Source organism: Microbulbifer sp. MCCC 1A16149 (assembly GCF_050368945.1).
Classification (GTDB): Bacteria; Pseudomonadota; Gammaproteobacteria; order Pseudomonadales; family Cellvibrionaceae; genus Microbulbifer.
On the sequence record NZ_CP185959.1, the window covers coordinates 729,035 to 754,076 of the forward strand.

Below are 25,042 nucleotides of genomic sequence, written 5' to 3' on the forward strand. Positions count from 1 at the left end.
CTGCGGGCGCGCCGACAATTGCGCGGCCGGAAAAAAGGGAGTACTTATTGATGGTAATTGAGCGCTGGTCGGGGGCTGTCCATATTGACAGCCGAGAACAACTACCCGAGCAGGAGCCAAGATTGTGTCTGATATCTATGAATGGTCCCCGGAGAACAGCCAGTTCTGGCAATCCAGGGGCAAGAAAATCGCCAACCGCAATCTGTGGATCTCGATCCCCAGCCTGCTGGCCGGATTCGCCGTCTGGCTTTACTGGGGCATCATCACGGTACAGATGCTCAACCTGGGATTCCCGATTGCCAAGTCTGAACTCTTTACCCTGATGGCCATCGCCGGCCTGACCGGCGCCACGCTGCGGATTCCCAGCAGCTTCTTCATCCGCCTTTGCGGCGGGCGCAACACTATCATGTTCACCACCGCGCTGTTGCTGTTGCCGGCACTCGGTACCGGTATCGCCTTGCAGGACAAGAACACGCCCCTGTGGGTGTTCCAGCTGCTGGCGCTGCTCAGTGGTTTCGGCGGGGGTAACTTCGCCTCGTCCATGTCCAACATCAGCTTTTTCTTCCCCAAGGAAAAACAGGGGTTGGCGCTGGGCCTGAATGCGGGTCTCGGTAATTTTGGCGTAACCACCATGCAGATCATTGTGCCGCTGTTTATGACTTTTGGTGCCTTCGGCGCTATGGGCGGCGATCCGATGGTGCTGGTCAATTCTTCCGGCTCCCTGATCGGCAAGGTGCCTGCGGGTTCCGAATCCTGGATTCAGAACGCCGGTTTTGTCTGGCTGCTTCTGCTGGTACCCCTCGCACTCGCCACCTGGTTTGGCATGAACAATATCCGCACCGATGAGGTGTCTCCGGATATCGGCAGTCCGCTCAGCACCTTCGGTAAAATGAGCATGATGCTCGGTATCGGCCTGATCAATGCCATCATTGGCCTGTGGCTGATACTGCCGGAAAGTGCCAACGGCTCCGGCTGGGGAATACCCAAGGAAATCGTGCTGGTGCTGGTGATTTTCGGCACCGTCTACGGTCTGAAGATGTTGCCCGGTGATATCCGCAGCAGCCTTGATCGCCAGTACCGGATTTTCAACAACAAGCACACCTGGGTGATGAGTGTGATTTACACCATGACCTTCGGCAGCTTTATCGGCTTCGCCGCGGCCTTCCCGCTCGCCATCAAAGTGATCTTTGGTTACAGCCACGTGATGGTCGATGGTGTGATGACACACGACACCATTAATCCCAGCGGTCCCAGCGCGTTGATGTACGCCTGGATGGGGCCGTTTATCGGGGCTCTGATTCGCCCGGTGGGTGGCTGGATTGCGGATCGTATCGGTGGCGCACTGGTTACCCAGATCTGTGCCGTGATCATGGTGGCCAGCGCGTTGGGTGTCGCTTACTACATGAAGGCGGCCTACGCGTCGGCTTCTCCCGAGGACTTCTTCGTTCCGTTCTTCCTGCTGTTCCTGACACTGTTTGCGGCGACCGGTATCGGTAACGGTTCTACTTTCCGTACCATTGCCATGGTGTTCCCGAAAGAGCAGGCGGGCCCGGTATTGGGTTGGACTTCTGCGGTGGCCGCCTACGGTGCTTTCTATATTCCTAAAGTGTTCGGTGAGCAGATCAAGGCGACTACCCCCGAGTATGCCCTGGCCGGTTTTGCTATTTTCTACGGCGTGTGCCTGGTGGTTAACTACTGGTACTACCTGCGCAAAGGCGGTGAATTCTACAATCCGTAACGCGAACCGCATTCGTACGTTGTTGCTTCAGGGGAGTGTGAACTCCCCTTTTTTTCGTCACCACCGCGAAGTTTTTGGAGTCGAGTTATGTTGCAAATCATGGATCGTGCGCGCGAGCAAACGCTCTTGCCCCTGTGGCGCATGCCATTTCGTCCGATGTTTCTCGGTGCCGCCGTCTGGGGCGGCATTGCGTTGTGTATCTGGCTCGCGCAGCTGCGCGGTATTTCACTGCCGGCACTGCGCGGCGGCGTCACCTGGCACGCGCACGAAATGCTGTTTGGATTTGCCGGCGCCGTGGTGGTGGGCTTTATCACTACTGCCATGCAGACCTGGACCGGCCTGCGTGCACCCACCGGTCGCGCATTGGCCGGGCTGTGCGCGCTGTGGCTCGCGGCGCGGCTCGGCTATTTATTTGCCGGTGTACCGTTGTGGCTGCCGGTGATGTTTGAAAGTGGTTTTTTTCTGGTGGCCGCCGTGCTGACTGGCCGCCGTATTCTCGCCGTGCGTCAGTGGCGCAATCTGTTTGTCATCCCTGCGCTGATCGCCTTCGCAGCACTGGCCGCCGCCCACTGGCTGCTTCCCGCCTGGCAGCGCACCGGCGGGCTCGTGACCCTGTTGCTGGTCACCGGGCTGATCACGGTATTTGGCGGCAGGGTAATTCCGTTTTTTACCGCGCGCCGCTTTCAGATGCAGCAGCGGGACAAGATTGCGGTACTGGAAATTACCAGCCACCTCAGTGTGCTGGCGCTGTTGCTTGCCGTTGGCTTTAACCTGCCGAAATTCGTATGGGGGTGGCTGGCGTTGATGCTGGGGCTGTTGCAGCTGGCGCGCTGCTGTCGCTGGCGCCCGTCGCTGATCCGGCGCGAGCCGCTGCTCTGGTCGCTGCATGTGAGCTACTGGTTCATAGTGCTGGGATTTCTTATGGCATTTCTCGCCTGGGCCGGTATTGCTCCCGGACTTGAGAGCGGTGCGCTGCACGCGTTTGCCGTGGGCGGAATCGGCGGCATGATCCTGGCGATGATCAGCCGCGTCACCCTCGGCCATACCGGCCGCATGCTGAAATGCCCGCGCTTGATGCCGCTGGCGTTTGCCGCGCTGGCACTGGCGGCGCTGGCGCGGATCTTCTGGGCACCGGCGAGTAACGGCTTGATGGTCGCTGTGTGCGGCTGGCTGCTCGGCTACGGATTGTATTTATACTATTACGCACCGATGCTGATGGCGCCGCGCACCGACGGTCAACCCGGTTAGGAGTAATCCCTATGACTGAACTGCTTTCCCCGGCCGGCACCCTGAAAAGCATGCGCTACGCATTCGCCTACGGCGCGGATGCGGTGTATATGGGGGCAGCCGCGCTACAGCCTGCGAGTGCGCAATAACGAATTCAATCGGATCGACAACCTGGCTGCGGCGATCGACGACGCGCTGGCCGCCGGAGCTGCCAGCCAGAGATCTCGGCTACAGCATGCTGATGCGTCATATCGATAAATAAAAAAAGCTGCACGGGGTCGTGCAGCAAGTCCTGTGAGTTGCAGCCCCTCGATTGAGGGCGCTGCAAGGCTGTGTACATAGCGTGCTGTGTGCTCAGGTACGATTCGCTGATTGGGTGTCGATGATATCCAGCGGCGCATGGCCACCAATATTGAACAACCCTTTCATCACCTGCCAGGCCACTGCCAGCGCGCCGACGATAAACACCACATCACCGAAAGTGCGAACCCAGCGCAGCGTCTGTAGCTGGTCACTCTGCATAAAGGATTCACTGCGGGCATACCAGAGTCCTTCCGATGCGCTGGCAATAAACTGGATGATCCCCACCGGTAACAGGCTGCTGAACAACATCAGTGCCAGTCCACCGTTCAACCACCAGAAGGCCATACGCATCAGTCGTTCACTGAACACCAGCTGCGGGCGGATATAGCGAAGGATCAACAGGGTAAAGCCGAGGGCGAGAAAACCGTAGACACCGAAAAGTGCACCGTGCGCGTGTGTGGCAGTAGTATTCAGTCCCTGCACGTAATACAGCGAGATTGGCGGGTTGATCGAGAAACCCAGTACGCCGGCGCCGAGCATGTTCCAGAACGCAACCGCCACGAAGAACATCAGTGGCCATTTGATTTTCTGCATCCAGTCCGCGCGGTGCTGCAGGCGGTAGTGCTCCCAGGCTTCGTGGCCGAGCACTATCAGGGGAACAACTTCCAGTGCACTGAAGGTCGCACCCACCGCCATTACTGGCGTTGTGGTTCCGGAGAAATACAGGTGGTGGAAGGTGCCCGGCACGCCGCCCAGCATAAACAGGGAGGCTGAGGCCAGTGACGCGATGGTGGCCATTCTTTTGGAAACCAGTCCCATGCTGCAGAAAATAAACGCCAGTGCGGCGGTGGCAAACACTTCAAAGAAGCCCTCTACCCACAGGTGCACGATCCACCAGCGCCAGTATTCCATGATGGAAATATGGGTGCGCTCACCGTAGAAGAAGCCGGCACCGTAAAACAGGCCGATGGCAATTACTGATGCCGTGAGCAGTACCAGCAGGTGCTTGTCACCGGGCTGGCGCAGCGCGGGTACGATGCCGCGCAACATCAGTACCAGCCAGAAGACGATGCCGGTGAACTTGCCGATCTGCCAAAGACGGCCGAGGTCCACGTATTCATAGCCCTGGTGCCCGAGCCAGAAATTCCATTCCGCAGGCATGATCTGTGCGATGGCGAAATAATTGCCCAGGAAGGAGCCGGCGACGACGACCACCAGTGCCCAGAACAGGATATCCACACCCAGTTTCTGGAATCTCGGATCCTTGCCGCCGTTGATGATGGGGGCCAGGAACAGGCCTGCAGCGAGGAAACCAGTGGCAATCCAGAAGAGGGCGGACTGGATATGCCAGGTGCGCACCAGGCTGTAGGGGAACCATTTGGACGTTTCTATTCCGTAGAAAGCCTGCCCTTCCACCGTGTAATGCGCGGTAAATCCACCGAGAAAAACCTGGAACACAAACAGGGCAATCACGATGAACAGATATTTTCCCAACGCTTTCTGAGAAGGGGTAAGTGCAAGAGTGGTGAGCGGGTCGGTGTGTGGCGGAACCGGTTCGGCTTCATCCTTGCCGCGCATAAATGACCAGGCCCACACCAGCCCGCCAATACCTGCGATCAGCAGCACAACGCTGACAACCGACCACACCACATTCTCCGCCGTTGGTACATTGTCGATCAGCGGCTCGTGCGGCCAGTTGTTGGTATAGGTGGCTTCTCCGGGGGCGCGTTCGGTGGCTGCGGCCCACGCGGTCCAGAAGAAAAATTCGCCGAGGCGGTCGCGACGCTCGCTGCTGGGCAGCGTGTCTTCCTTCATCGCATAGCTGCGGCGGGTCTGCTGTAACTCTGGCGCCGCGCCAAACAGGCGGTGATAGTATTCCGCGGTGTTCTCGATCGCCTTTACCCGCCGCGCACTCAGTACCAGGGTATCGCGATCCGCGTCATAGCTATTCTGTCGATAGGCCTGCTTGAGCTGGAACTGCAGGCTGTTCTGCTGTGCCGGTTCCAGTTCGGCATAGGGCCGGTCGTACTCATCCTGCGCTGCCAGATCCAGCCAGGCGAGCAGTTCCCGGTGTAGCCAGTCCGCAGTCCAGTCCGGTGCCTGATAGGCGCCGTGTCCCCAGATGGAGCCCAGCTGCATTCCGCCTACCGACTGCCATGCGGTCTGTCCGTCGAGAATGCTGTCGCGGGTCATCAGCAGCTCGCCATCTTGGGTCAGCACCTGCTCCGGAATCGGCGGTGCTACCCGATACACCTCCTTGCCGAAATATCCCAATATCCCGAATGTGACCCCCAGCACCGCAATAAGCGCCCACCAGAGCCTGTAGTACTTGTTCATAATTTCCCATTCCTTAACTGTGCAAAATTGGTGGTAATTACGCGGCCAGGTAGCGCGCAAACAGAATGTCGTTCTCCAGTTGAATGTGCTTTTGCAGGTCGCTTACGAATGTCTGTAGGCCCGTATAAAGCCCGCGCCAACTGTTGCAAACGCCGTCCGGGAGGGAGAGGCCGTCGGTGAGTACATCGATGTGTGCGATGGCGGCGGCGTGGTCATCGTGTTCACCCAGCATCACCTGGATAGGACCTCCCGCCATGGCACCCTGGCCCCGTGCCAGCATCGGGAACAGAATCATTTCCTCTTTTTGCATGTGCTGCTCCAGCTCCCTCGCCATGTTGCGCAGGTGCTCGGTGAGTCCCTGGGGGCAGTCGGGGTGGTGGTGGTGGGTGTGTTCCACTTTCTGCGCGAGATAGAGCAGGTCACCCAGCTGGCGGCGGTGTACCTGGTGGTAGCGCTGCAGCAGGTGGTCGACCAGCTCGCTGTCGCTGGCCTGTTGCCAGTGTTCCCCATCGTTATCCACTGGCGAATCGGTAAGAAGGTCCATAATTTCTCCTTGTGCGCCACTCGGCGCGCCTGGTGATTGCTGGAGGAGCAGTTAATCGCTAAAAGATGTATTTAAAATGCATCTTTTGTGGCAAGTGTACGCTTGCGATTTAAAGATGTAAAATAAATGCATGTTATGTGTGGAAATGGTCGACAGGCTCACAGCAAATGCGGAGTACCCGGTGAAAAGCGCCTCAGCGGAAACCAAATCTGGCGTCGGTGTGCGCCGGCGGGTGTATGTGATTCTGGCCTGGTGCAGTCTTTTACTGGCGGGTCTTGGGGTGGTGTTGCCGTTGTTGCCAACCACGCCATTTCTGCTCTGCAGCCTGTGGTTCAGCCTCAAAGCGGAGTCCGCACTGGCCGAGTGGCTAACCAATCATCCGCGCTTCGGACCGCCCATCCTGCGCTGGCAGCGGGAGCGGAGCATCCCGCTCGCTACCAAGCGCCTGGTGACAGGGCTGCTGCTGTTCAACTGGCTGTTGCTGCTGGCCGTCGGCGTCGACGCGCGGCTACTGGCGGGACTGGCGCTGATGTTTTGTGCCCTGCTGGTATTTATCTGGCGCCTTCCCACGGCGCGCACGCATGAAACAGACGCCTTGCCGTCCATGGAACAGGAATAAATATGCATATCACCCGTTACACCGATTATTCGATGCGCGTGCTGATCTATCTGGCCGCAAAGGAAGGAGAACTCTGTACCATCAGCGAGATCGCCAGGAGTTACGATATTTCCAAGAACCATCTGATGAAGATCGTCCAGGAGCTCAACGCGCGGGGTTATCTACTGGCGACACGCGGCAAGAACGGCGGGCTGCGTCTGAACACGGAGCCGAGCAACATCAATATTGGCGAGCTGGTGCGGGCGTTTGAGCAGGGCAGCAAGCTGGTGGAATGTTTCGGCAGTGAAAACCAGTGCGTGATTACTCCGGCCTGCCAACTGAAGAAAATATTTGCAGAAGCGCAGGAAAGCTTTTTCGCAACACTGGACCGTTACACGCTGGAAGACCTGGTAGGGGATCAGCACAAGACCGCGGTGCGGGAGTTGCTGTATATCAATGCCGCAGAGTAACGGCGCACGCTGTCGGGGTTGATGTACACCGGGGTTAGATAAGCCCGTTGGCCGCAATCGCTTTATGGATCTTCCGGCACAGGCGGCCGAATTTATTGACATCGCCCAGCGTGGGAATTTCGCCGTTATCCAGTCTCTGCTCCCATTCCACAATTTCCCCATCCAGTAATTCCAGCAACTTTTTCGGACAACCGCGGCAGGGGCCGGCGCACAGTTCGGCGGCCGGCAGGCTGAAGGGCAGGGCGCTGCGGACCTTGCTGATCAGTCCGCGCATTGCGGTGGTGGTATCGGGTTTCACGCCAGTGTCGATCGATATCGCTCTCGCTGCGGGAGCCGTATTTTATTCGCGCCGACGTTTGCGTGCCCGACTATAAGTGGGTAGTCGACAATGCGCTGTTATTTGGCGCGCCGGTCCGAATGAAATACCTCGCCCGCATTCCCCGACTCCATCTGGCGGGCGCGGGCGTATTCGGGCAGGAAGGAAAATGCCACTTCGGTACCACCGGCATCGCGCCGGTGAATATCCAGGGCACCGCCGAGATTACTGGCACGCTCCTGCATGATCGACATACCGAAATGGTTTCTCTTCTCCGGCGAATCGCTGATGCCCTTGCCGTTGTCGCAGATGCTGGCGAATACCTGCTGTCCGGGGCCCGGTACCAGGCTGATACTGACGTGATCTCCCCAGGAGTGATACACCGCATTCTGTGACGCCTCGCGTACCAGCTGCAGCAGGTGGATTTCCTCGTTGGGAGTAAGGGGGATTTCGTCCAGTTCGTAATTGAACTCGATGTCGATTTCCGGGTGCTGCTCGCGGTATTGCTCCACCGAGCGACGCAGGATATCGCGTAGTCCACCTTCAGATACCTGCAGGCGGAAAGTGGTGAGTAGTTCGCGCAACTGACGGTAGGAGCTGTTGAGCCCCTGTTTCAGTTCGTCGGTAATGTCGATGACCTGCTCGCGGTCGATTTCCTCACTCTTGGTACAGCGGCTCAATCGCGCCACCTGGATTTTCAGGTAGGAGAGTGATTGCGCGAGGGAGTCGTGTAGCTCGCGGGCGATGATGCCGCGTTCCCCCATGAGTGCCACACGGCGTTCATGCTCGCCGCGCTCCTTTAGGGTAATAGCGGTGGTGATCGCGTCGGCGAACGCACTGAGTCGCTGCTGCTGTTCACGGTGCAACAGCTGGTTGGCGGGCAGGCTGCACACCAGTACACCGTAATTGCGCTTGTCTGCTTCCAGCGGATAGCGGTAGAGCCGCTGTTCTATACCCTCCGTCGGGCCGCAGGAGTGCGAGCAGCTGAAACATTCCTGTTCCTCGCAACTGCGGTTGCCCTCGCCGTAAATCAGGTGCTCGTAGGGGGTTTCGCCCTCCTGTGTCATCAGGCACAGGTCGAGATCGGGGAGACCGGTCAGGGCGCTGAATTCTTCCAGCCAGCGCTCTATTTCCTGGCCATTCAGGGGTCCCTCGCTGATGCGTCGCGCCAGGCGGTACTGGAAATCCAGAACCTTATGACTCTGCTGCAGTTGCCGGGTTTTCTCCTCGACCCGGTCTTCCAGTTCGCGGTGGGTCTGGTCGATGACTTCACTCATGCCCTTGATGGTTTGCGTGAGCATGCCCAGCTCATCCTCGCTGTCCAGGGGGGCAAGTTGCGGACGGAAATTGCCGCGCGCGATCTCCCGGCAGCTGGCGATCAACTGCCGCAGCGGCTGCTCGACCGAGCGCGACAGGGTGAACATCGAAAAGTAGACCAGGGTGATGGTGGCGAACAGGGAGCCCAATTGCACGATACGCAGGAACTCGACTTTTTCTTCGGCAATGCGCTGGTAATCGAGAACCAGCCTGTCCACTTTGTTCACAAAGGTTTCTGCGGCGGCCAGCAGTTCCTTACTGTCAATTTCGTGCTCGCCCGAGGCGACCGCTTCCAGCAGCGGACGCATTTCCTGCTGCCAGTCACTTTTTACTTCGTGGAAATCCCGCGCCACCTGCGAGGAGTCGGAATCGCGGAAATTCGAAATGGTGGAGATCTTGTTCAGCCGCTTGTTGAGGGCGTCTGCCAGTTCCCGGGTGGCCGCAGCGTCACCGCTCTGCGCGGTGGAGGCCAGCTTGTAACTCATCGCGCGCACAAAGCCGGACACGTTGATGGCCTCGGCGTCGTGCTGGGCCGCGTCGGAGATGACGTAAGAAGCCACCATCGAGCTGATCGCGACAAAGGCGGTAAGCAACAGCAACACGCCGATGCGAAACACGATGGATTGTCGGATGCGGTGAAAAACCCTGCCCATAGGAAAAGCCCTTGCTGGTACACGCTCATTATGCCTGGTGGCACTGTATTTGGTAGTACCCCCAAAGAAACCGACTGGTCGATTCCCACCCCTTCAGCGAAGCAGAAATCCCCGCTGCCCCGGCTATTGCTGCACCTGGGACCGGTAGCGGTTTTTCGGGGCTACCCACAAAGGGGTAGGGCGTTCATTTCGGCCATTTTCCCCCCCGGTGTATTCCTTGTTGGCAACTTTTATATTCGATGTCACCTACAAATCACGCACCGGCATGTCTGTTTCGGAGTAACGTATGAGCCACTTTCTGGACCGTCTGAAGTACTTCAAAAAACAAAAGGAGTCGTTCGCCGATGGTCACGGCGAAAAAACCTATGATGACCGCAGTTGGGAAGACGGTTACCGTCGCCGCTGGCAGTTCGACAAGATCGTTCGCTCCACTCACGGGGTGAACTGCACCGGTTCGTGTAGCTGGAAGATCTATGTCAAAGATGGTCTGGTCACCTGGGAAACCCAGCAGACAGATTATCCTCGCACCCGCCCGGACCTGCCCAACCACGAACCGCGCGGCTGCCCGCGCGGCGCCAGTTACTCCTGGTACATGTACTCCGCCAACCGCCTCAAGTATCCGAAGATCCGCAAGCGGCTGGTAAAACTGTGGCGTGAGGCCAAGCAGAAGCACACCGATCCGGTGGCGGCCTGGGCGAGCATCGTCGAGGATCCGGCCAAGGCGAAGTCCTACAAAGAATGCCGCGGCATGGGCGGCTTCGTGCGTATCGATTGGAACGAAGTCAACGAACTGATCGCAGCGTCCAACGTCTACACTGCCAAGACTTACGGCCCCGACCGGGTCACCGGCTTCTCACCGATCCCGGCGATGTCGATGGTGTCCTACGCCGCCGGCGCGCGCTACCTGTCATTGATCGGCGGTAACTGCCTGAGCTTCTACGACTGGTACTGTGACCTGCCGCCGGCCTCGCCGCAGATCTGGGGTGAGCAGACCGACGTGCCGGAATCCGCCGACTGGTACAACTCCAACTACCTGATCGTGTGGGGCTCCAACGTTCCGCAGACCCGTACCCCGGACGCCCACTTCCTGAGTGAGGTGCGCTACAAGGGCGCCAAGACCTGTGTAATCACCTCCGACTATTCCGAGTGCTCCAAGTTTGGCGACACCTGGCTAGCGCCGCGTCAGGGCACCGATGCCGCGCTGGCGATGGCTTTCGGTCACGTGATCCTGAAGGAATTCCACGTCGACAAGCCAAGCGCCTATTTCACCGAGTATGTGCGCAATACCACCGATATGCCGATGCTGGTCACCCTGCAGGAAAAGGACGGCCGTCTGGTGCAGGATCGCTTCCTGCGCGCGTCCGACCTGGTGGACAACCTGGGGCAGGAAAACAACCCCGAGTGGAAGACCATCGCCGTCAACGAAGATGGCCGCCTGGTATCTCCACAGGGTTCTATCGGCTATCGCTGGGGAGAGTCTTCAACCAAGAACGAAAAGTCCGGCGAAAAGGGCAAGTGGAATATCGAGCCGCGCGACGGCGCCGACGGTTCCGAGCTGAAACTGAAGCTGAGCCTGAAAGACTGCGCCGACGAAATTGCCAATGTGGCCTTCCCGTACTTCGGCGGTCAGGCGCACGAATACGACTACTTCCAGCACACCGACCATGAAGACGTGATCGAATACAAAGTGCCGGTCAAAAAAGTCAGCGGCGCCGACGGCAAGACCCTGCTGGTTGCCAGCGTCTTCGACCTGACCCTGGCCAACTACGGTGTCGAGCATGGCCTGGATGACCCGGCCTGCGCCCACAGCTACGACGAGGACAAACCCTACACCCCCGCCTGGCAGGAAAAGGTCACCGGTGTGCGGCGCGAGGACGTGATCCGCGTAGCGCGTGAATTCGCCACTACCGCCGACAAGACCCGCGGTCGTTCCATGGTGATTGTCGGTGCTGCGCTGAACCACTGGTACCACATGGACATGAACTACCGCGGCCTCATCAACATGCTGATGATGTGCGGTTGTATCGGCCAGAGTGGCGGCGGCTGGGCACACTATGTGGGACAGGAAAAACTGCGTCCGCAAACCGGCTGGACACCGCTGGCGTTTGCCCTCGACTGGCAGCGTCCGCCGCGCCATATGAACGGTACCTCCTTCTTCTACAACCACTCCAGCCAGTGGCGCTACGAAAAGCTGGAGATGTCCGAAGTGATTTCGCCGCTGGCCGACAAGGACAAGTGGAGTGGATCCATCATCGACTTCAACAGCCGCGCCGAGCGCATGGGCTGGTTGCCGTCCGCTCCGCAGCTGGGTATGAACCCGCTGCAGCTGGTCAAAGATGCCGAAGCCGCGGGCATGACGCCGCAGGAATACGCGGTTCAGCGCCTGAAGAGTGGCGAGCTGAAGTTTGCCAACCAGGATCCGGACAACCCGCAGAATTTCCCGCGCAACATGTTTATCTGGCGCTCCAACCTGCTGGGCTCCTCCGGCAAGGGCCACGAGTACATGCTGCGCCATCTGCTGGGCACCAAGCACGGCCTGATGGGCAAGGACCTGGGTGAATCCGGTGGCAAGAAACCGGAAGACGTCACCTGGCGCGAAGCACCGAGCGAGGGCAAGGTCGACCTGCTGGTGACCCTGGACTTCCGCATGTCCACCACCTGTCTCTATTCCGACATCGTCCTGCCCACCGCAACCTGGTACGAGAAGGACGACATGAATACCTCGGATATGCATCCGTTTATTCACCCGCTGACCAAGGCTGTGGATCCGGCCTGGGAAGCGCGCAGCGACTGGGAAATATTCAAGGGTATTGCCAAAAGTTTCTCCGCCCTCACCGAAGGCCACCTGGGTGTTGAAAAAGATCTGGTAACCCTGCCGATCCACCACGATACACCCACCGAAATCGCGCAGCCGTTCGGCGTAAAAGCCTGGTGGAAAGGCGAGTGCGATCTGGTGCCCGGCGTAACCGCACCCAGCATGATCGTGGTGGAACGGGATTACCCCAACACCTACAACCGCTTCACCTCGGTTGGTCCGCTGCTGGAAAAACTCGGCAACGGCGGCAAGGGCATCAACTGGAACACCGAAGCGGAAGTGGACTTCCTGAAAAAACTGAACCGCACCTACAGCGAGGATTCCGATCGCAACGGTCGCGCCAAGATCGATTCGGCGGTGGATGCCGCGGAGATGATCCTGTCGCTGGCGCCGGAAACCAATGGTCAGGTCGCGGTAAAAGCGTGGGAGGCACTGGGCAAGATCACCGGCCGTGACCACACCCATCTGGCGAAGCCGAAGGAAGAGGAAAAAATCCGCTTCAACGACATCGTTGCCCAGCCGCGCAAGATTATTTCGTCACCCACCTGGTCCGGTTTGGAAGACGAGCACGTGAGCTACAACGCCGGTTACACCAACGTCCACGAGCAGATCCCCTGGCGCACCATCACCGGTCGCCAGCAGTTCTACCAGGACCACGAGTGGATGCGCGACTTCGGCGAGACCATGTGCGTGTACAAGCCGCCGATCAACCTGAAAACCGTCGAGCCGGTGCTGAACAAGAAATCCAACGGCAACAAGGAAATCCTGTTGAACTGGATTACCCCGCACCAGAAGTGGGGCATCCACAGCACCTACTCGGACAACCTGCTGATGCTGACCCTGTCCCGCGGTGGCCCCATCGTGTGGATGAGTGAGACAGACGCGAAGCTGGCCGGTGTTGAAGACAACGACTGGATCGAAATCTTCAACGTCAACGGTGCCATTGCCGCGCGCGCGGTGGTATCGCAGCGTGTACCGGACGGCATGGCGATGATGTACCACGCCCAGGAGCGCATCGTGAACACTCCCGGAGCCGAAACCACCGGCACCCGCGGCGGTATCCACAACTCCGTGACCCGTGCGGTGATGAAACCCACCCACATGATCGGTGGCTACGCCCAGCAGTCCTATGGCTTCAACTACTACGGCACCGTCGGTTGTAACCGCGACGAATTTGTCATCGTGAGAAAAATGAACAAGGTCGACTGGCTCGACGGAGAAGATGTGAAAGTGACAGATGCCGAGGAGCCTTCAGCCCAAGGCTTCGCCGCTAAAGAGGAGACAGTGCAATGAAAGTAAGAGCCCAAATCGGCATGGTGCTGAACCTCGACAAGTGCATCGGCTGCCATACCTGTTCCGTTACCTGTAAAAACGTGTGGACCTCTCGGGAAGGGGTCGAGTACGCCTGGTTTAACAACGTCGAGACCAAGCCCGGTATCGGCTACCCGAAAGAGTGGGAAAACCAGGACAAGTACAACGGCGGTTGGATCCGCAAGAAAAACGGCAAGCTGGAACCGCGCCAGGGCGGCAAGCGCCGCGTGCTGGCGAATATTTTCGGCAACCCGGATATGCCGGAAATCGACGACTATTACGAGCCGTTCGATTTCGACTACCAGAACCTGCACAAGGCGCCGGAGCAGAAGCACCAGCCGGTCGCCCGGCCGCGCTCGCTGATCAGCGGTCAGCGCATGGAGAAAATCGACTGGGGCCCCAACTGGGAGGAAATCCTCGGTACCGAATTTGAAAAGCGCAGGAAGGACAAGAACTTCGACGAAGTGCAGGCGGACATCTACGGTGAGTTTGAAAACACCTTCATGATGTACCTGCCGCGCCTGTGTGAGCACTGCCTCAACCCGGCCTGTGTCGCGTCCTGTCCGAGCGGCGCCATCTACAAACGCGAGGAAGACGGCATCGTACTGATCGACCAGGACAAATGTCGTGGCTGGCGTATGTGTGTCTCCGGCTGTCCCTACAAAAAGATTTACTACAACTGGAAAACCGGAAAATCCGAGAAGTGTATTTTCTGCTATCCGCGTATCGAATCCGGCCAGCCGACCATCTGTTCCGAGACCTGTGTTGGCCGTATCCGTTACCTGGGTGTACTGCTGTACGACGCCGACCGCATTGAAGAGGCGGCCGCGGTAGAAAACGACAAAGACCTGTACCAGGCGCAGTGCGATATCTTCCTCGACCCGAGTGACCCCAAGGTGCAGGAAGCGGCGCGCGCCGAAGGTATCCCGCAGGCGTGGATCGACGCCGCACAGGAGTCCCCGGTGTACAAGATGGCGATCGACTGGAAGGTGGCGCTGCCGCTGCACCCGGAATATCGCACCCTGCCGATGGTCTGGTATGTGCCGCCGCTGTCACCGATCCAGAACGCGGTACAGGAAGGCCACGTGGAGACGGTCACCGTGGGCATGAACGCCGAGATCCCGGATCTCTCCACCCTGCGTATTCCGCTGAAGTACCTCGCCAACCTGCTCACCGCGGGCGACGAGGCGCCGGTGGCGCGTGCGCTGGAGCGCATGATCGTGATGCGCGCCTATATGCGCGGTATCCATGTCGATGGCGTGCAGGATCGCGAGCTGCTGAAAGAAGCCGGCCTCACCGTGCAACAGGTCGAAGAAATGTATCGCTATATGGCCCTGGCCAACTACGAGGATCGTTTCGTGGTTCCGTCCAGCCACAAAGCCTACGCGGAAAACGCCTACGACATGAAGTCCTCCTGCGGTTTCAGCTTCGGCAACGGCTGCAGCACCGGCAACGACTCCGTCAATATTTTTGGCGGCAAGAAGCAGACAGTACGCCAGGTGATCCCGGCGAAGATTGTCGACTAACAGGAGCAGTCCATGAAAACCCTACAGTTGATATCCAGTCTGCTGGACTACCCGGACGAGGCACTGTTCGAACACCTGTCGGAGCTCACGTACTTTATTGCGGAGTCTAGCGATATTACGCCCGCAATGCGCGACAGGCTGCTGTGCTTTATCGCGCACTACGAGTGCTGTGACCTGCTCGACTGGCAGAGCGAATACGACGGCCTGTTCGAGCGCGGCCGCGCGGTGTCGCTTCACATTTTCGAGCATATCTACGGCGAGTCCCGCGATCGCGGCCAGGCCATGGTGGAGTTGCTCAGACAGTACCGCAGTGCCGGCCTTGAACTCACCGAACGGGAGCTGCCGGACTACCTGCCCACCTACCTCGAATTCTGCGCCACCCAGGAGGAGAGCGCGCGCGAATGGCTCGAAGATATCTCGCATGTTCTCGCCCTGCTGGCCGCGCGCCTGCGCGACAAGGAGTCCATGTATGCGGAACTGATCGACGCGCTGGTGGATTTCACCGGTGTCGAGGTAGACCGCGAGGGTCTCGCACAACAGGTGGCCAAAGAAGAGCGCGACGATACCCCGGAGGCGCTGGACAACATCTGGGAAGAGGAGGCCGTGAGCTTCTCTGCCGCCCAGGGCAGCGCCTGTGAACAGAGTGTGCAGCGCCCCAGCGCGACGCAGTTCAAGGACGACAAGTCCATCACCTGGGTCGATGCGGGCAATCAAACTGCCGGAAAAACCGGTGCCGCTTAGGAGTAAACGATGAATTACATCAATACACTGTTTTTCGGAATCTATCCGTTTATCGCGCTCACGGTTTTTCTGGTGGGCAGCCTGATTCGCTACGACCGGGATCAGTACACCTGGCGCACCGGCTCCAGCCAGCTGCTGGAAAAGAAAAAACTGCGGGTGGGCAGCTACCTGTTCCACATCGGTGTGCTGGCCATACTCGCCGGCCACTTTGTCGGGCTGCTGACCCCCAAGGCGGTGTGGCACATGCTGGGTGTTGAGGCATCCACCAAGCAGGCACTGGCCATGGGTGCCGGTGGACTGTTCGGGATCATCTGCTTTATCGGCATGACGATCCTGTTGCACCGCCGCCTCACCAACCCGCGGGTGCGCGCCACTTCCTCGCGCATGGATATCGCCATCCTGTTGATGCTGTATGTACAGCTGATCCTCGGCCTGTTGAGCATCTTTGTATCTGCCGGGCACATGGACGGTGCGGAAATGCTGAAGCTGATGACCTGGGCGCAGTCCATTGTCACGCTCAACGGTGCCGAAGCCGCGGCCGCCATCAGCGAGGTACACATCATCTACAAGCTGCATGTGTTCCTGGGGCTGACCCTGTTCCTGGTATTCCCGTTCAGCCGCCTGGTGCATGTATGGAGCGTGCCGGTGCAGTACTTCCGTCGCAACTACCAGGTGGTACGCGCGAAAAACACCAGCATCCTGTAACAGGGGGAGATTGTCATGAGCGCACTTTTGGCGAGCGATGCAAGCGACCAGTTGTTTATCGGCCCGGTACAGGTCAACGGCCGGACTATTCCGGACGACATGATCTACGGCGAGATGCAGTATCACCCCGCGGCCACGCCGCGGGAGGCCATCTACGCGGCGGCGCGGTCGCTGGTGCTGGCCGAGCTGTTGCGGGAACGCGCCAGTGACTGCGGCCTGTGCGACAGCGATGCTGACACCGGCAGTGAGGACTTTGATGGCGCGGTCGACGCGTTGCTCGAGCGCGAAGTGCCGCAGCTGAAGCCCACCCGCGAACAGCGTTACGACTACTTTGTCGAGAACCGGCACAAGTTCACCTCGCAGCCGCTGGCGGAAGTGCGCCATATCCTGCTTGCAGTAAAACCGGACGATGACGGGGCGAGCGAGCGCCAGCAGAAGGTGGCCGAAGCACTACTGGAGCAAGTGCGCAACGCACCGGATCCGCTGCTGCAGTTTGCGCAACTGGCGCGCCAGCATTCCGACTGCTCCTCCCGCGACGCCGACGGCAGCCTCGGCCAGGTTGGCCCCGGCGATACCGTGGCGCCGTTCGAGCAGGCCGTGTTTGCCGGTAGCAACGGCCTGGTTGAACAGCCGGTGTCCACTAAATACGGCTGGCATTTGATCTACGTGGAGCACTTGGAGCAGGGGCGGCCGCTGGAGTTTTCCTATGTGGAGGAAAAAATCGGTGACTACCTGCAAGAAAAACTGCGTCGCAAAATGATCAACGTGTTCCTCACCGATCTAGTTTGCGCGGCGGATATCAGCGGCATCGATATGCTCGAGGCGGAACAGAAATCGGAAGACTGCGAAGGGTGAGCGCACTCGGTGAATAAGAAAACCCGATAGGAAATACCGCAGCCGGTTTTTCTCATCACCCTATTACCGACCGGCATGGAGGGGAAATGCTAGCGGTCAATCAAACACTCTCACGTATGGGCTACCGGCTCGGCTGCAAGGTCCTGCCGCGGTTGCCCCGTTGGCCGGGGGAAGTCGCGTTTATCCGGCTGCTTAATCGACAGCTCAATGAGGAGTTGGAGGACGGCCTGTTCGACTTTCTCGATGATCAGATACTGGAAGTTACGGTTACCGACCTGGGTATCCAGCTGCGCGTCAGCAAACGCGGCGAGCACTTCGTGCGCGCAACCGCGGGAGTGCCCGCAGACGCGACCATCGCCGCCAACAGCGCGGACTTTCTCGCCATTGCCTGCGGCAGTGAAGACCCGGACACGCTGTTCTTTCAGCGCCGCTTATCGCTCGGCGGACAGACCGAAATCGGCCTCACGGTAAAAAACCGTCTGGACGCCCTGGATCGCAATCGCATCCCCCGATGGGCCCAGCGTGGTCTGGAAATCATCGCCGCGCAACTGGCGGCCGCAACCGTTAGCTGATTTTGAATCACTCGTTTGGAATAACAATTTTGGAATAGCAATGGAACTTGTATGCCCGGCCGGTAGCCTGCCGGCACTGGAAGCTGCCGTGGATAACGGCGCGGATGCGGTGTATATCGGTTTTAACGACGAAACCAACGCGCGCAATTTCGGCGGTCTCAACTTCAACGACAAAAATGCACTGCGCGCACTGGAGCGGATTCGCAACCGCGGCCGCAAGCTGTTCGTCGCCATCAATACCTACGCCAAGCCCAGCAGCTTCACCCGCTGGCAGGCAGCGGTGGATCGCGCGGCCGGGCTCAATGCCGACGCCGTGATCCTCGCGGATATCGGTCTGATGGGGTACGCGCGGGACAAGCATCCGCAACTGTCCCTGCACCTGTCGGTACAAGCCTCCGCCACCAGCGCACCGGCGCTGGAATTCTACCGCCAGCAATTCGGTATCCGCCGCGCGGTGCTGCCGCGGGTGCTGTCACTCAAGCAGGTACAGCAACTGGCGGCGGCGAGTCAGGTGGAGCTGGAGGTGTTCGGTTTCGGCAGCCTGTGCATCATGGCGGAAGGGCGCTGTCACCTGAGTTCCTATGTCACCGGCGAATCCCCCAACCAGAACGGCGTCTGCTCACCGGCCAAAGCGGTGGAATGGCGCACTACCGGGCATACCCTGGAAACACGCCTCAATGGCGTGCTGATCGATCGCTTCTCCGAACACGAAAACGCCGGCTACCCGACCCTGTGCAAGGGCCGTTTTATGGTGGACGGCAAGCGCCAGCACGCGCTGGAAGAACCCACCAGCCTGAACAGCATGGCACTGTTGCCCGAACTCAAGGCCGCCGGTATCCAGGCCATCAAACTGGAGGGCCGCCAGCGCAGCCCCGCGTATGTGGCACAGGTAGTGCGCACCTGGCGCGAGGCGATCGACGCGGCGCTGCAACAGGGCGCGGATTTCTCGGTAAAACAAAGCTGGCGCGAAACGCTGGCGAAGAATTCCGAAGGCAAGCAAACCACTCTGGGCGCTTACGATCGCCCCTGGCAGTAGAGGATACCCATGCAGCTCGCTCTGGGACCGGCGCAATACTATTGGCCGCGCACCGATATCAATCAATTCTACGAACAGATGCTGTCTACCCCGCTGGATATCATCTACCTGGGCGAAGTGGTGTGCGGCAAGCGCCACCAGCTGCGCGCCGCCGATTGGCTGGAACTGGCACAGCAACTGGCGGAGGTTTCCGACAAGCAGATAGTGCTGTCCACACTCACGTTGCTGGAGTCCAAGGCGGACTTCAACTGGGTCAGGAAAATCTGTGACAACGGCAAACTGCTGGTGGAGGCCAACGACCTGTCGGCGGTACAGCTACTGGCGGAAGCCGGCCTGCCATTTACCTGCGGCCCGGCGGTGAATATCTACAACCAGCACGCGCTGGCGCACCTGATGTCGCTGGGTATGGTGCGCTGGACGGCACCGGTGGAAATGAGCGGGCAACAACTGGCAGAAGTGCTGAACGCCTGCGACAACAAACCAGAAGTGGAGGTGTTTGCCTACGGCCATATGCCGCTGGCCTATTCCGCACGCTGCTTCACCGCCCGTCACCTCGGTCTGGACAAGGACAACTGCGATTACCGCTGCGTGGAATACCCGCACGGCCTGCCGCTGGATTCCCAGGACGGCGACGAACTGTTCGTGATCAACGGCATCCAGACCCTGTCCGGGGAACCGGCAAACCTGCTGCGCCACTACAAGCAGCTGTGTGAGCTCGGCGTCGATATCCTGCGCCTGTCGCCGCAGTGGCAACCGATGGAGCAGATCATCGACGCCTTCGACCGCGCCCGCCGCGATGAGCCGGATACGGAGCTTTTGCCGCCCGGTGTGGACGGTTACTGGTGCGGTCGCCCCGGCCTGGAATTGATTGCCCGTAGTAGCGCTGAGACACCGGATAGGTAAACAGCATAATTGCCTTAAGCCGTTGCTTTATCAACACCGAGCTTCAATCAGTGTGCGATTTTACTTTCGCGCAAGTTAATGATTATCTGTGCTCTTAAATTTTTATTGCTGAAGCTCGGTGTCCAGCGCGTTATCGGTATTGCACTTTTGCACAATGAGCCCGGTGATGCCGAGCGCCGCTAGTCTCTCGTGTATTTCTGCCAGCTCGCCGTCGCTGGTGAGCTGCGGGTGGCGGGTGAGGCGAACCTGTAGGGGAATGCCGGCCTCGGCCAGTAGTGCGGCGCTCTGCCAGGGCGCGGTGCCGCTACCGGGCACGCGCGTGATCGCATCGTAGTTTTCCGGCAGTGCCTTGATATCCAGGCCCACCCAGTCCAGGTGCGGTAGCAGCCGCGCGAGCCGCCGCGGGTACATTCCGGCGGTGTGCAGGCCCACTTTGAATCCCATCGCCTTTACCTCCTGCACCGCATCTTCCAGCGCGCCTTGCGCGGTGGGCTCGCCGCCGGAAAATACCACTGCGTCGAGCAACCCGCGGCGGGTCTGTAGGTGTTGCAGCAGCTGTTGCCAGTCGTATTGGGTGTCTGCCTGTGCCGGCAGCAGTCCGCCGTTGTGGCAGTAGCGGCAGCGCCAGGGGCAGCCCTGGCAGAACACAACGGCTGACAGGGCGCCGGGGAAGTCGATGGCGGTAAACGGGGTGAAGCCGCCTACCCGTAGGGTTTTATCCATGTGGTATCGGGTGTTGCACGGGTTGTGGCGGCGCCGGCGTAGACGGCGCCGCGGTCGGGTTAGCGCTGGTTTGTGGTGTTCTGCGCGGGTACGAAGAAGCGTCGATCGCGGTGTTCCGACTGCTTGCCGGCGTTCCAGAAGTTCACCGGGCGGTGGTAGCCCATCACGCGGCTCCAGACTTCGCATGGGGTGCGTTCTTCATCGGTGATTACAACGGTTTCAGTTTGCATGGCTGTTCTCCTGTTGGTGGTTTTCCATGAGTGCTTCTTTGTTGGTTCTTTCACTGCAGGCGCGTTTGCGCGCGATCAGTTCCTCGTCACAGCGCGGGCAGAACTGGTGTTCGCCACTGAGGTAGCCGTGAGTCGGGCAGATGGAGAAGGTCGGGGTGACGGTGATGTACGGCAGGCGGAAGTTGGCCAGCGCGCGGTGCACCAGCTCGCGGCAGCTGTTTGCATCGGGCAGCTGTTCGCCCAGGTACAGGTGCAGAACCGTGCCGCCGGTATACAGGGATTGCAGGGATTCCTGCCGCGAGAGCGCCTCGAACGGGTCGTCGGTAAACCCAACCGGCAGTTGTGACGAGTTGGTGTAGTAGGGCGCTTCCTCACAGCCCGCCTGCAGAATATCCGGGAAGCGCTTGCGGTCCTCGCGCGCAAAGCGGTAGGTGGTGCCCTCGGCCGGGGTGGCTTCGAGGTTATACAGGTGGCCGGTTTCTTCCTGGAACTCGGTCATGCGCGCGCGGATATGTTGCAACAGTCGCTCGGCCAACTGGTGGCCGTTTGCAGTGGTGATATCTTCGCGGTCGCCGCTGAAGTTGCGGATCATCTCGTTGATGCCGTTGACGCCGATGGTGGAGAAGTGATTGCGCAGGGTGCCCAGGTAGCGCTTGCTGTAGGGGAAAAGCCCGGTATCCATATGCCGCTGGATCACCTTGCGCTTTACCTCGAGGGAGTCGCGCGCGAGTTCCAGCAGGCGGTCGAGGCTCATCATCAAGCCGGCTTCGTCGTCGCGGTGCAGGTAGCCGAGGCGCGCGCAGTTGACAGTTACCACGCCCAGGGAGCCGGTCTGCTCGGCGGAACCGAACAGGCCGTTGCCGCGCTTCAACAGTTCGCGTAGGTCCAGCTGCAGGCGGCAGCACATGGAGCGGACCATGTTGGGGCTCATGTCGGAATTGATGAAGTTCTGGAAATAGGGCAGGCCGTAGCGCGCGGTCATCGCGAACAGGCGTTCGGCATTTTCACTGTGCCAGGGGAAGTCCTCGGTGATGTTGTAGGTGGGGATGGGGAAGGTAAACACACGGCCACGCGCATCCCCTTCGGTCATCACTTCGATATAGGCGCGGTTGATCAGGTCCATTTCCTGTTGCAGTTCGCCGTAGGTAAATGGCATTTCCTCGCCGGCGATCACCGGGACCTGTTCGCGCAGGTCTTCCGGGCACACCCAGTCAAAGGTGAGGTTGGTAAACGGTGTCTGCGTGCCCCAGCGGGACGGCACATTGAGGTTGAAGATCAGTTCCTGAATACACTGGCGCACCTCGCGGTAGCTGAGCCCATCCTTGCGGATAAACGGGGCCATGTAGGTATCGAAGGAACTGAAGGCCTGGGCGCCGGCCCACTCGTTTTGCAGGGTGCCGAGAAAATTCACGATCTGGCCGATGGCGCTGGACAGGTGCGCGGGCGGTCCGGATTCGACCTTGCCGGGGATGCCGTTGAGGCCCTCCTGCAACAGTGTGCGCAGAGACCAGCCGGCGCAGTAGCCGGAGAGCATGTCGAGGTCGTGGATATGCAGGTCGCCCTCGCGGTGGGCGGCACCGATTTCCGGGGAGTAGACGTGGTTGAGCCAGTAGTTGGCGATCATCTTGCCGGCGCTGTTCAGGATCAGCCCGCCCAGGGAATAACCCTGGTTGGCGTTGGCGGCTACCCGCCAGTCCTCCCGCTGCAGGTATTCGTCGATGGAGCTGGTCACGTCGACCAGGGTGTGGCGATCTTCGCGAAGTTGCTGGTGACGGCTGCGGTAAGCGATGTAGCCGCGCGCGGTATCCAGGTGGTTATTGCTGATCAGTACCTGCTCGACAATATTCTGGATGTCTTCAATATCCACCGCCACGCTGCCGTCGTAACGGTGTTCGATGACTTTGCGCACCTGTGCGGTGAGCAGGTGCGCCTCCGCCTCTGCGTATGCCCCGGCTGCGCGTCCCGCTCGCAACAGCGCGCTGTAAATGCGGCGGGCGTCGAAGGGCAGGGTACGGCCGTCGCGTTTGTATACGAGCAGCGCCGTGCCCGGTTGCGGGGTGGGGTCTTCGATGGGGGACTGCGGGGGGCGGGTTGCGTGCGTGGTCGTCATGGGGCCTCCTTACTTGTTGTGCGTCAGGTTAGCCTTTGCGCGGAGTGCTCACTTGATCTCGGTCACTATATGTAGTGTTTTTAAATTTGTTTAAATCTACATATGGTGTTTTTGACGCCTGTTTACTGGAGTTGGTTACTGGAATTGGCTGCTGGAGCTGGTTACCGGGCCTAGTTGCTGGAAAAAAGGGCAATCACCGACAGCAGGGTCATCGCCCACAGGCCGCACAGCAGCTTCCAGAATAAAGAGGCGTTGTGCGCGTCGCGGTCGGCGGGATCGTCGCGCAGGTACATGGGGTTGGGCGTGCCGAGGTCGTGCACGAATGCGTCGAGGCTGTGGTAGCGCTGCTCCAGGTCGATGGCGCAGCCGCGCTCCAGGGTGCGGTCAAACCAGATCGGGATCACCGGGTTGAACTGGCCGGCGGCGCGGTAGCGCAGTTGCTCGTAATCGGCGCGCGCGCGGCATTCGTTGATCTCTTCACCGTACGGCAGCTCGCCGGTAAACATTTCATAGGCGATGGTGGCCAGCGCGTAGATGTCGCCCTGGATGCCGGTGTTGTGGCCGAGAATGTAGTGAGGGTCGGAGTAGGAGGCGGTACCCAGTGCCCCCGGGTGTTGCAGTGGGCGGAACACTTCCGCGGAGCCGGCGACGTATACCGAACCGAAGTCGATAATTTTCACGCGGCCGGCACCGTCGAGCATGATGTTGGCCGGCTTCAGGTCCTGGTGAATGGTTTCCTGTTCGTGAAATGCGCGCAGGCCCTCGGCAATCTCGCGCACGATGCGGAACGCCTCGGCGGGCTTGGGGAAATGATTGCGGGTGATCCAGGATTCCAGCGTGCAACCTTCAACATATTCCATCAGGTAGTAGAGCGCGGTGCGCTGGCGGTTCTGCCGGTGAATGCGCACCACGCGATCGCTTTGGACACGCAGGCCAATCCACTCTTCCTGTACGAAACGGTCGATATAGTGAATGTCGTCCTCGTAATTCACGGACGGGGTTTTCATCACCAGGGTTTCGCCACTGACAGTATCGCGCACCAGGTACAGCTGGCTGCGCTGGGAGGAAAACAGTTCGCGCTCCACTTTGTAGCCGTCGAGGATCATGCCCGGTTCCAGCGGCGGCGGGAACGGCAGGCGCGTGAGCTGGTGACTGTATTCATCGAGGGTGGTGGCGGGCAGTGCGGTCACTTCCACCACCACGGCGGTGAGGTTGTCGTCGCTGCCGTTCTCTTTGGCGTAGCGCACCAGCGTCTCGACTTTTTGCTGCGGGGTCAGGTCGTCGCTGCGCAGGACTTCCATGGTGGTTATTTTCGGCACGAAGTCGTGCACGCCGTCGCTGGTCAGCAGGAGCTGGTCCCCCAGGGCCAGATCCACGCGCCCGTAATCCACCTGCAGCCCGGTATCCATGCCCAGTGCGCGCGCCAGTATGCGCCGGCGGTGACCCAGGGTGACGGTGTGATCGCGGGTCAGGCAATCCAGTTTATCCCCGCGCAGTAATTGGATACGGCTGTCGCCGACGTGGAAGAAATGTCCCGTGCGGGATTTGAACACCAGTGCGGAAAAGGTGCACAGGTAGCCTTTTTCTTCCTGGGCGAATTCGTGGCTCTTGCGATACAGCTTGCTGTTGATGGAGGCCAGCACCTTCTGCCCGGCACGCGCTGCGGACCAGGTATCCGGCGCGCGGTAGTAGTCGCTGACAAACTGCTCGGTGGCGGTACTGCTGGCGAGTGCGCCGGCTTCTGCGGAACTGACACCGTCCGCGACCGCGGCGACGGCACCGAGATATTTCTGTAGGTGCGGATCGGCGGGCCAGTGAAACACCGCCGCGTCCTCGTTCTGCGGCTTGATACCGGCGCGGCTGCAACAGCCCGCTCGCAGCTCGAGCTGCTGCGAGTGGACTGCTGCTGTTTTACCGGGTGCGATATCGGTTGCATGTGCTGGATCAGTTTTCACGGTCATTCGCTGTTCCCGGTGTTTTTGTTGCTCCGTGGTTGCTCCGTGCATGGGGCG

General features: G+C 59.7%; 20 protein-coding genes and 1 pseudogene. 13 read left to right on the top strand and 8 right to left on the bottom strand.

The features are described from left to right. Positions 1-124 precede the first annotated feature (124 nt). The 3 genes and pseudogenes from ACONT6_RS03020 to ACONT6_RS03030 form a co-directional block, all read left to right on the top strand. The gene (locus ACONT6_RS03020) at positions 125-1,738 is read left to right on the top strand and encodes an antiporter (protein WP_428820357.1); all 1,614 of its coding nucleotides are present in this window, start codon (positions 125-127) and stop codon (positions 1,736-1,738) included. A gap of 87 nt (positions 1,739-1,825) precedes the next feature. Then, positions 1,826-2,986 (top strand): NnrS family protein, encoded by a 1,161-nt coding sequence (locus tag ACONT6_RS03025; RefSeq protein ID WP_428820358.1) that lies wholly within the window; start codon positions 1,826-1,828, stop codon positions 2,984-2,986. 11 nt (positions 2,987-2,997) lie between these two features. Then, positions 2,998-3,172 (top strand): annotated as a pseudogene (locus ACONT6_RS03030) (U32 family peptidase); the annotation flags it as partial. Between the two features lie 147 nt (positions 3,173-3,319). Here the strand turns inward: ACONT6_RS03030 and ACONT6_RS03035 are convergent. Further along, positions 3,320-5,605, bottom strand: coding sequence for a nitric-oxide reductase large subunit (locus ACONT6_RS03035; RefSeq protein ID WP_428820359.1), 2,286 nt, complete (start codon positions 5,603-5,605; stop codon positions 3,320-3,322). A gap of 37 nt (positions 5,606-5,642) precedes the next feature. Further along, positions 5,643-6,149 (bottom strand): hemerythrin domain-containing protein, encoded by a 507-nt coding sequence (locus ACONT6_RS03040; protein WP_428820360.1) that lies wholly within the window; start codon positions 6,147-6,149, stop codon positions 5,643-5,645. Between the two features lie 181 nt (positions 6,150-6,330). Here ACONT6_RS03040 and ACONT6_RS03045 point away from each other — a divergent pair, with 181 nt between their 5' ends. Continuing rightward, entirely contained in the window at positions 6,331-6,768 is a 438-nt protein-coding gene (locus ACONT6_RS03045; RefSeq protein ID WP_428820361.1) for a YbaN family protein, read from the top strand. 2 nt (positions 6,769-6,770) lie between these two features. Continuing rightward, positions 6,771-7,217 carry an RrF2 family transcriptional regulator gene (locus ACONT6_RS03050; protein WP_428820362.1) on the top strand — a complete coding sequence of 149 codons (447 nt, stop codon included), beginning with the start codon at positions 6,771-6,773 and terminating at the stop codon, positions 7,215-7,217. 34 nt (positions 7,218-7,251) lie between these two features. Here ACONT6_RS03050 and ACONT6_RS03055 read toward each other — a convergent pair whose 3' ends face one another. Beyond that, positions 7,252-7,515, bottom strand: coding sequence for a hypothetical protein (locus ACONT6_RS03055; RefSeq protein ID WP_428820363.1), 264 nt, complete (start codon positions 7,513-7,515; stop codon positions 7,252-7,254). A gap of 98 nt (positions 7,516-7,613) precedes the next feature. Then, positions 7,614-9,503, bottom strand: coding sequence for a histidine kinase (locus tag ACONT6_RS03060; protein ID WP_181254074.1), 1,890 nt, complete (start codon positions 9,501-9,503; stop codon positions 7,614-7,616). 286 nt (positions 9,504-9,789) lie between these two features. Between ACONT6_RS03060 and ACONT6_RS03065 the strand changes: the two genes are divergently transcribed. The 8 genes from ACONT6_RS03065 (at position 9,790) to ACONT6_RS03100 (ending at position 19,967) form a co-directional block, all read left to right on the top strand. Further along, positions 9,790-13,611: a nitrate reductase subunit alpha gene (locus ACONT6_RS03065; protein ID WP_428820364.1), complete on the top strand. Its 3,822-nt coding sequence runs from the start codon at positions 9,790-9,792 to the stop codon at positions 13,609-13,611. Next, positions 13,608-15,155, top strand: a complete 1,548-nt coding sequence (narH, locus tag ACONT6_RS03070) for a nitrate reductase subunit beta (RefSeq protein WP_428820365.1) — start codon at positions 13,608-13,610, stop codon at positions 15,153-15,155. Before ACONT6_RS03065 ends, narH begins: the two co-directional genes overlap by 4 nt. 12 nt (positions 15,156-15,167) lie before the next feature. After that, entirely contained in the window at positions 15,168-15,896 is a 729-nt protein-coding gene (gene narJ, locus ACONT6_RS03075) for a nitrate reductase molybdenum cofactor assembly chaperone (RefSeq protein WP_428820366.1), read from the top strand. 9 nt (positions 15,897-15,905) lie between these two features. Continuing rightward, a complete protein-coding gene (gene narI, locus ACONT6_RS03080) occupies positions 15,906-16,601 on the top strand; it encodes a respiratory nitrate reductase subunit gamma (RefSeq protein ID WP_181254070.1) in 696 nt (231 codons plus the stop codon). Between the two features lie 15 nt (positions 16,602-16,616). Next, positions 16,617-17,456 (top strand): peptidylprolyl isomerase, encoded by an 840-nt coding sequence (locus ACONT6_RS03085; protein WP_428820367.1) that lies wholly within the window; start codon positions 16,617-16,619, stop codon positions 17,454-17,456. Between the two features lie 86 nt (positions 17,457-17,542). After that, on the top strand, positions 17,543-18,028 hold the full coding sequence (gene ubiT / locus ACONT6_RS03090) for a ubiquinone anaerobic biosynthesis accessory factor UbiT (RefSeq protein ID WP_428820368.1): 486 nt from the start codon (positions 17,543-17,545) through the stop codon (positions 18,026-18,028). Between the two features lie 40 nt (positions 18,029-18,068). Continuing rightward, on the top strand, positions 18,069-19,064 hold the full coding sequence (gene ubiU, locus ACONT6_RS03095) for a ubiquinone anaerobic biosynthesis protein UbiU (RefSeq protein WP_428820369.1): 996 nt from the start codon (positions 18,069-18,071) through the stop codon (positions 19,062-19,064). Positions 19,065-19,073: 9 nt separating this feature from the next. Next, entirely contained in the window at positions 19,074-19,967 is an 894-nt protein-coding gene (locus tag ACONT6_RS03100; protein WP_428820370.1) for a U32 family peptidase, read from the top strand. Between the two features lie 102 nt (positions 19,968-20,069). On the opposite strand, the gene ACONT6_RS03105 is transcribed toward ACONT6_RS03100, so the two are convergent. The 4 genes from ACONT6_RS03105 to ACONT6_RS03120 form a co-directional block, all read right to left on the bottom strand. Further along, the gene (locus ACONT6_RS03105) at positions 20,070-20,690 is read right to left on the bottom strand and encodes an anaerobic ribonucleoside-triphosphate reductase activating protein (RefSeq protein ID WP_428820371.1); all 621 of its coding nucleotides are present in this window, start codon (positions 20,688-20,690) and stop codon (positions 20,070-20,072) included. Between the two features lie 59 nt (positions 20,691-20,749). After that, positions 20,750-20,920: an anaerobic ribonucleoside-triphosphate reductase gene (gene nrdD / locus ACONT6_RS03110; protein WP_181254064.1), complete on the bottom strand. Its 171-nt coding sequence runs from the start codon at positions 20,918-20,920 to the stop codon at positions 20,750-20,752. Continuing rightward, positions 20,910-23,030, bottom strand: a complete 2,121-nt coding sequence (locus tag ACONT6_RS03115; RefSeq protein WP_428820372.1) for a ribonucleoside triphosphate reductase — start codon at positions 23,028-23,030, stop codon at positions 20,910-20,912. The genes nrdD and ACONT6_RS03115 overlap by 11 nt, the downstream gene beginning before the upstream one ends. Before the next feature lie 170 nt (positions 23,031-23,200). After that, on the bottom strand, positions 23,201-24,991 hold the full coding sequence (locus tag ACONT6_RS03120) for a protein kinase domain-containing protein (protein ID WP_428820373.1): 1,791 nt from the start codon (positions 24,989-24,991) through the stop codon (positions 23,201-23,203). Between the last annotated feature and the right edge of the window lie 51 nt (positions 24,992-25,042).